The organism is Pantoea sp. Pa-EAmG (genome assembly GCF_030024295.1).
GTDB classification, from domain to species: Bacteria; Pseudomonadota; Gammaproteobacteria; order Enterobacterales; family Enterobacteriaceae; genus Pantoea; species Pantoea dispersa.
Genome location: NZ_JASEWO010000195.1, coordinates 1 through 7695, shown reverse-complemented (window position 1 = coordinate 7695; position 7695 = coordinate 1). Strand labels below are relative to the sequence as shown.

The 7695-nt window shown below is 55.7% G+C and carries 7 protein-coding genes and 1 pseudogene; all 8 read left to right on the top strand.

Going from position 1 to position 7695, the window contains the following annotated elements; all coding sequences use genetic code 11:
• The coding region (locus QMM04_RS19275) for a high-affinity branched-chain amino acid ABC transporter substrate-binding protein (RefSeq protein WP_282996786.1) at window positions 1–899 on the top strand (899 nt) is incomplete at its 5' end.
• Window positions 900–1056: 157 nt separating this feature from the next.
• Complete coding sequence (gene livH, locus QMM04_RS19270) at window positions 1057–1983, top strand: high-affinity branched-chain amino acid ABC transporter permease LivH (protein WP_034827036.1); 927 nt, start codon at window positions 1057–1059, stop codon at window positions 1981–1983.
• A complete protein-coding gene (locus QMM04_RS19265; protein ID WP_058960048.1) occupies window positions 1980–3251 on the top strand; it encodes a high-affinity branched-chain amino acid ABC transporter permease LivM in 1272 nt (423 codons plus the stop codon). The genes livH and QMM04_RS19265 overlap by 4 nt, the downstream gene beginning before the upstream one ends.
• Window positions 3248–4015, top strand: a complete 768-nt coding sequence (gene livG, locus QMM04_RS19260) for a high-affinity branched-chain amino acid ABC transporter ATP-binding protein LivG (RefSeq protein WP_034827032.1) — start codon at window positions 3248–3250, stop codon at window positions 4013–4015. The genes QMM04_RS19265 and livG overlap by 4 nt, the downstream gene beginning before the upstream one ends.
• Window position 4016: 1 nt before the next feature.
• Entirely contained in the window at window positions 4017–4730 is a 714-nt protein-coding gene (livF, locus tag QMM04_RS19255) for a high-affinity branched-chain amino acid ABC transporter ATP-binding protein LivF (protein WP_034827030.1), read from the top strand.
• A 329-nt stretch (window positions 4731–5059) separates the two neighbouring features.
• Window positions 5060–6376 (top strand): sn-glycerol-3-phosphate ABC transporter substrate-binding protein UgpB, encoded by a 1317-nt coding sequence (gene ugpB, locus QMM04_RS19250; RefSeq protein ID WP_034827028.1) that lies wholly within the window; start codon window positions 5060–5062, stop codon window positions 6374–6376.
• Between the two features lie 61 nt (window positions 6377–6437).
• On the top strand, window positions 6438–7325 hold the full coding sequence (ugpA, locus tag QMM04_RS19245) for a sn-glycerol-3-phosphate ABC transporter permease UgpA (RefSeq protein WP_034827026.1): 888 nt from the start codon (window positions 6438–6440) through the stop codon (window positions 7323–7325).
• Window positions 7322–7695, top strand: a pseudogene (locus tag QMM04_RS19240) (glycerol-3-phosphate transporter); the annotation flags it as partial. The gene ugpA and the pseudogene QMM04_RS19240, both read left to right, overlap by 4 nt.

Below are 7695 nucleotides of genomic sequence, written 5' to 3'. Positions count from 1 at the left end.
GTGACCCGAAACAAGCGGTTGCAGTGGCCAACAAAGTGGTTAACGACGGCATCAAGTATGTGATCGGCCACCTGTGCTCCTCTTCTACTCAGCCTGCTTCCGACATCTATAACGATGAAGGCATTCTGATGATCACCCCAGCGGCAACCGCACCAGAGCTGACCGCGCGTGGCTATGCAGATGTGCTGCGTACTACCGGTCTGGATTCCGATCAGGGTCCAACCGCTGCTACTTACATTCTCAATGAGATCAAACCAAAACGTATCGCTGTGGTGCATGACAAGCAGCAGTACGGTCAGGGCCTGGCAGAGTCGGTGCAGAAAACCCTGAAAGCCAAAGGCGGCAATGTGGTGCTGTTCGAAGGTATCACTGCGGGCGATAAAGATTTCTCAACCCTGATTGCGCGTCTGAAGAAAGAGAACGTCGATTTCGTTTACTACGGCGGCTACTACCCAGAGCTGGGCCAGATTCTGCGTCAGGCAAAATCAGCCGGTTTGACTGCGGGCTTCATGGGGCCAGAGGGCGTGGGCAACGCCTCACTGTCTAACATTGCCGGTGATGCTTCTGAAGGTCTGTATGTGACGCTGCCGAAGCGTTATGACCAGCTGCCAGAGAACAAGGCCATCGTTGACGCGATCAAAACCAATACTGCCTCAAACCGCAAAGATCCAACCGGTCCGTTCGTCTGGACAACTTATGCCGCGATTCAGTCACTGGTGGCCGGTATCGAGCGCAGTAAGAGCGATGAGCCTGATGCGATTGCTAAGAATCTGAAAGAAGGCGCTGCAGTGCCAACCGTAATGGGCAACCTGAACTGGGATCAGAAAGGCGACCTGAAGGGCTTCGAATTTGGTGTCTTCAAATGGCACAAAGACGGTTCCTCTACCGCTGTTAAGTAATTCCCAACCTTAAATAGATTGGCCCTCTCTTTTGCCGGAGAGGGCTGGGGGAGGGACAGCGCGTACCGTCTTGATGGGATCCCGCGCGCCTGTTCCCTCACCCTAACCCTCTGCCAAAAGGGAGAGGGGATTTTTAGTCCACATGCAGGTCCTCACTATGTCCGAGCAGTTTCTCTATTTCATTCAGCAGATGTTCAACGGGGTCACCCTCGGGAGCACTTACGCGCTGATCGCCATTGGTTACACCATGGTTTACGGCATCATCGGCATGATCAACTTCGCCCACGGCGAGGTGTATATGATCGGCAGCTATGTCTCCTTTATTGTGATTGCCGCCCTGATGATGATGGGCATCGATACCACGTGGCTGATGATTGCCGCCGGGTTCGTGATGGCGGTGATCATCTCCAGCGCCTACGGCTGGAGCATTGAGCGCGTGGCGTATAAACCCGTGCGCTCCTCTAAGCGCTTGATCGCGCTGATTTCGGCTATTGGGATGTCGATCTTTCTGCAGAACTACGTCAGTCTGACGCAAGGTTCGCGCGATCTGGCGTTGCCAAGCCTGATTACCGGCCAGTGGACGCTGGGCGAGAGCAACGGCTTTGCTGCCACGCTCTCCACCATGCAGCTGGTGATTTGGGTCGTGACCTTCCTCTCGATGCTGGCCCTGACGCTGTTTATTCGTTATTCACGTATGGGCCGCGCCTGCCGCGCCTGTGCGGAAGACCTGAAAATGGCCAGTCTGCTGGGGATTAACACTGACCGCGTGATTTCACTGACCTTCATTATTGGTGCGGCGATGGCGGCGGTGGCGGGCGTGCTGCTCGGCCAGTTCTACGGCTCTATTAACCCGTTCATCGGCTTTATGGCCGGGATGAAGGCGTTTACCGCTGCGGTACTGGGCGGCATCGGCAGTATTCCTGGCGCGATGATTGGTGGTCTGGTGCTCGGTATCGCTGAAGCGCTGACCTCGGCGTATCTGTCGACCGAATACAAAGATGTGGTGTCATTCGCACTGCTGATTGTGGTGCTGCTGGTGATGCCTACCGGCATTCTGGGCCGTCCGGAGGTGGAGAAAGTATGAAACGCCTCGGACTGGTCAACGCCGTGATTTCAACGGTGATGTTATTGATTCTCGCCACCTTCTTTATGGGCGTCCGTCTTGATCTTGATGGCACCAAACTGGTGGTGGCTAACGCTGGCGCGGCGCGCTGGAACTGGATTTTCATCGGCTGTGCGGTGGTTTTTGTCTTCCAGCTGCTGCGCCCGCTGTTCCATGGAAAGTTCAAACGCAGCGGTAAAGGCTTTGTGCTGCCGGGCTTCGATGGTTCGACGCCAAAGCAAAAGCTGGTGATGGCGCTGTTGATTGTTGCTGCGGTGCTGTGGCCGTTTCTGGTGTCGCGCGGCAGTGTCGATATCGCCACATTAACGCTGATCTACGTGATGCTCGGTCTCGGCCTCAACGTGGTCGTCGGTCTTTCTGGCCTGCTGGTGCTGGGCTATGGCGGTTTCTATGCCATCGGCGCTTACACCTTCGCGCTGCTCAATCACTATTACGGCTTTGGCTTCTGGGAAAGTCTGCCGCTGGCGGGGATTGTCGCCGGTGCGTTTGGTCTGATGCTAGGCTTCCCGGTGCTGCGCCTGCGCGGTGACTATCTGGCGATTGTGACGCTCGGCTTCGGTGAAATCGTGCGTATTCTGCTGCTCAACAGCACTTCGATCACTGGTGGTCCAAACGGTATTGCGCAGATCCCTAAACCGAGCCTGTTTGGCATTGAGTTTGGGCGTCGCGTCAGTGAAGGCGGCTGGACTACTTTCCATGAGCTAACGGGCCTGCAGTACGATCCTAACCACCGTGTAATCTTCCTCTATCTGGTGGCGCTGCTGCTGGTGGTGCTGACCTTGTTCGTGATTAACCGTTTGCTGCGTATGCCATTGGGTCGCGCGTGGGAAGCGCTGCGTGAAGATGAGATCGCCTGTCGTTCATTGGGGCTCAGCCCAACACGCATCAAGCTGACCGCTTTCACCATCAGCGCCGTGTTCGCCGGTTTTGCTGGCACGCTGTTTGCCGCACGTCAGGGTTTTGTTAGCCCGGAATCCTTCACCTTCGTCGAATCAGCCTTTGTGCTGGCGATTGTGGTACTGGGCGGCATGGGTTCGCAGTTTGCGGTGATCCTCGCGGCCGTGCTGCTGGTGGTGTCGCGCGAATTGATGCGTGATCTGAACGAGTACAGCATGCTGGTGTTGGGTGGTTTGATGGTGCTGATGATGATTTGGCGTCCGCAAGGATTGTTGCCGATGAAGCGTCCACACCTGAAGTTGAAAAGCAGTAAACAAGGAGAGCAGGCATGAGTCAGCCTTTGTTAGCCGTTGAAGGCTTGATGATGCGCTTTGGCGGGCTGTTGGCCGTCAACAATGTGGCGCTGGAACTGCATCCCCAGGAAATCGTGTCACTGATCGGGCCGAACGGTGCCGGTAAAACCACGGTGTTCAACTGCCTGACTGGTTTTTACAAGCCGACCGGCGGTACCATCAAACTGCGCGATCAGGAGTTGCAGGGCCAGCCAGGCCAGAAGATTGCGCGTATGGGCATCGTGCGTACTTTCCAGCACGTGCGACTGTTCCGTGAGATGACGGTGATTGAAAACCTGCTGGTCGCGCAGCATCAGCACCTGAAAAGTGGCGTGTTCTCCGGCCTGTTCAAAACCCCGGCGTTCCGTCGCGGGGAGAGTGAAGCGCTGGATCGTGCTGCCACCTGGCTGGATCGCATCGGCCTGCTGGAGCTGGCCAATCGCCAGGCGGGCAACCTCGCTTACGGCCAGCAGCGTCGTCTGGAGATTGCGCGCTGCATGGTGACGCGTCCGGAAATCCTGATGCTGGATGAGCCTGCCGCAGGACTTAACCCACGCGAAACCCACGAACTGGACGAACTGATTGCCGAACTGCGCGGTGAGCATAAGGTCTCGGTGCTGTTAATCGAACACGATATGAAGCTGGTGATGGGCATTTCTGACCGCATTTATGTGGTGAACCAGGGGACGCCGCTGGCTAACGGTACGCCGGAAGAAGTGCGTAACAATCCGGATGTGATCCGTGCTTATTTAGGTGAGGCGTAATATGGCAAACCCAATTTTAACGTTGCAAGGGGTGAGTGCCCATTACGGCCCGATTCAGGCACTGCACAACATCAACCTGCACATCAGTCAGGGTGAAATTGTCACCCTGATTGGGGCTAACGGCGCAGGTAAAACCACGTTGCTCGGCACCCTGTGCGGTGAACCGCGTGCCACCAGTGGCACTATTATCTTCGACGGCAAAGAGATCACCGACTGGCAAACCGCCAAAATCATGCGTGAAGCGATTGCGATTGTGCCGGAAGGCCGCCGCGTGTTTTCCCGGATGACGGTGGAAGAGAACCTGGCGATGGGCGGTTTCTTTGCCACGCGCCAGCAGTATCAGGAGCGCATTGAGCGGGTTTATCAGCTGTTCCCGCGTCTGGCTGAACGTAAAGTGCAGCGCGCGGGCACCATGTCCGGTGGTGAACAGCAGATGCTGGCGATCGGTCGTGCGCTAATGAGTCAGCCGCGTTTGCTGTTACTCGACGAACCTTCTTTAGGTTTAGCGCCGATTATTATTCAGCAGATTTTCGATACGATTGAACAGTTGCGTAAAGAGGGCATGACCATTTTCCTGGTGGAGCAAAACGCCAACCAGGCGCTGAAGCTCGCCGATCGCGGCTACGTGCTGGAGAACGGTCATGTGGTGCTGGAAGACAGTGGTGAAGCGCTGTTGTCCAACGAAGCGGTACGCAGCGCTTATCTGGGCGCCTGACCTGGCTTACTTGCCAGCTTGCGGTTGGGCAGTGCTCGCCATCCTCACGTACTAAGAGTACGTTCCGGTGGCTGCGCGCTGTCCGCCCGCAATCTGGCTGCGCCGCCGACGGTCTGATAAAAGGTGCGGTCTGACTGCAACGCTGGCGGTCTAAACAGTGGCTCAAGTTTGAGATAACTTGTGCCACTTTAAACTTTCTAATACGCGCAATCTCCGTCACATTCCCGTCATAAACCTGTTATTAATCCGTCATTTCCCCGTGTCATGTTACTTCGCGAACAAAAAAATGCGTGATATCGCGCGTACCTAACAAGCACAGGAAAAAACTTATGTCCGCTTTTACGCTTCGTCCCCGCCTGATGAGTGTGTTGCTCGGTCTGGCGCTCAGCGGTAATGCGCTGGCTGCTACAGACATTCCTTTCTGGCACTCAATGGAAGGCGAGTTAGGCAAAGAAGTCGATTCTCTGGCACAACGTTTTAACCAGGCTCACCCAGAATACAAAATCGTACCGACTTACAAAGGTAACTACGAGCAGAGCCTGGCAGCGGGTATCGCTGCTGTGCGTACCGGTAAAGCACCGGCAATTCTGCAGGTTTACGAAGTGGGTACGGCGACCATGATGGCTTCAAAAGCTATCGTGCCTGTGCATGACGTGTTTAAAGACGCGGGTGTGCAGATGGATCCAAAACAGTTTGTGCCAGCGGTTGCAGGTTATTACAGCGACAGCAATGGCCAGCTGATCTCTCAGCCGTTCAACAGCTCAACCCCAGTGCTGTATTACAACAAAGATGCCTTCAAGAAAGCCGGTCTGAACCCAGACCAGCCGCCTAAAACCTGGCAGGAACTGGCAAAAGACGCCGACGCACTGCGTAAAGCGGGCATGACTTGTGGTTACGCCAGCGGCTGGCAGGGTTGGATTCAAATCGAAAACTTCAGCGCCTGGCATGCACTGCCGGTTGCCACCAAAAACAACGGCTTTGACGGTACCGACGCGGTATTGGAATTCAACAAGCCGGTTCAGGTGCGCCACATCCAGATGCTGGAAGACATGAACAAGAAGGGTGATTTCACCTACTTCGGTCGTAAAGATGAATCCACCGCGAAGTTCTACAACGGCGACTGCGGCATCACCACGGCCTCATCCGGTTCACTGGCGGATATCAAGCATTACGCGAAATTCAACTTCGGCGTTGGCATGATGCCTTACGACTCAACTGTGCCTAACGCACCGCAGAACGCCATCATCGGCGGCGCAAGCCTGTGGGTGATGAAAGGCAAAGATGCCGACACCTATAAAGGCGTAGCAGAGTTCATGAAATTCCTGGCTCAGCCAGAAATCGCCGCAGAATGGCACCAGAAGACCGGTTACCTGCCAATCACCACTGCTGCATATGAGCTGACCAAGCAACAGGGCTTCTATGACAAGAACCCAGGCGCAGACATCGCCACGCGTCAGATGCTGAACAAAGATCCACTGCCGTTCACCAAAGGCATGCGTCTGGGCAACATGCCACAGATTCGTACCATCGTGGACGAGGAGCTGGAAGGCGTGTGGACTGGTAAACAGGCACCACAAGCTGCACTGGATAACGCAGTGAAGCGCGGAAATGAACTGCTGCGTCGTTTTGAACAGCAAGTGAAGTAATTCCGTTGTCTCGGGGCTGGCGCATGGCGTCAGCCCCGATTTCTCTTTTGGCGAGTCTGCTATGTCCTCATCACGCCCCGTTTTTCGCTCCCGTTTTTTGCCCTATTTGCTGGTGGCACCACAGCTGGTCATTACTGCTATTTTCTTCCTGTGGCCGGCCGGTGAAGCGCTGTGGTATTCGCTGCAAAGTATCGATCCCTTTGGTATTTCCAGCACCTTCGTCGGGCTGGATAACTTCAAACGCCTGTTCAGCGACAGCTATTACCTGGATTCTTTCTGGACCACCATCGAATTCAGCGCACTGGTTACGGTGTGCGGCATGACCTTCTCGCTGCTGCTGGCGGCGCTGGTCGACTACGTGGTGCGTCTGAAAAAACTGTACCAAACGCTATTGCTGCTGCCTTACGCCGTTGCGCCGGTCGTTGCGGCCGTGCTGTGGATGTTCCTGTTCAACCCTGGCCTCGGCCTGTTCAGCCATCTGCTGAACCAGATTGGCTATAACTGGAACTACGCGCAAAACAGCGGTCAGGCGATGTTCCTGATCGTGCTGGCATCCATCTGGCAGCAGATGAGCTACAACTTCCTGTTCTTCTTTGCCGCACTGCAGTCGATCCCCAAATCGCTGGTGGAAGCGGCGGCGATAGACGGTGCTGGACCGGTGCGCCGTTTCTTCAATCTGTCACTGCCGCTGATCACCCCGGTGAGTTTCTTCCTGCTGGTGGTCAACCTGGTATATGCCTTCTTCGACACCTTCCCGGTGATCGATGCCGCGACCGGCGGCGGTCCGGTGCAGGCCACTACCACGCTGATCTACAAAATTTATCGCGAAGGCTTTACCGGTCTGGATCTCTCGTCCTCTGCCGCGCAATCCGTGGTGCTGATGCTGCTGGTGATTGGCCTGACGATCCTGCAATTCCGCTTTGTCGAGCGTAAGGTGCAATACCAATGATTGAGAATCGACGCGGGCTGGACATCTTCAGCCATACCCTGCTGGTGCTCGGTGTCCTGACCATTCTGTTCCCGCTGTACGTGGCGATAGTCGCCGCCACGCTGGATAACGAAGCGGTGTATCAGGTGCCGATGACCTTAGTGCCCGGCACACATCTGTGGGACAACATTTCGCGCATCTGGACCCAGGGCGTCAACGGCAGCGGTCCGGCCTTTGGCATGATGATGCTCAACAGCCTGATCATGGCGCTCGGCATCACGGTGGGTAAAATCGCGGTGTCGATGCTCTCCGCGTTTGCGCTGGTGTGGTTCCGTTTCCCGTTGCGCTCGCTGTTCTTCTGGCTGATCTTCATCACCCTGATGCTGCCGGT

Coding starts and splice junctions, on each gene's coding strand:
- livF (WP_034827030.1), top strand. CDS start 4,017: ATGGCAAACCCAATTTTAACGTTGCAAGGGGTGAGTGCCCATTACGGC.
- ugpB (WP_034827028.1), top strand. CDS start 5,060: ATGTCCGCTTTTACGCTTCGTCCCCGCCTGATGAGTGTGTTGCTCGGT.
- livH (WP_034827036.1), top strand. CDS start 1,057: ATGTCCGAGCAGTTTCTCTATTTCATTCAGCAGATGTTCAACGGGGTC.
- QMM04_RS19265 (WP_058960048.1), top strand. CDS start 1,980: ATGAAACGCCTCGGACTGGTCAACGCCGTGATTTCAACGGTGATGTTA.
- ugpA (WP_034827026.1), top strand. CDS start 6,438: ATGTCCTCATCACGCCCCGTTTTTCGCTCCCGTTTTTTGCCCTATTTG.
- livG (WP_034827032.1), top strand. CDS start 3,248: ATGAGTCAGCCTTTGTTAGCCGTTGAAGGCTTGATGATGCGCTTTGGC.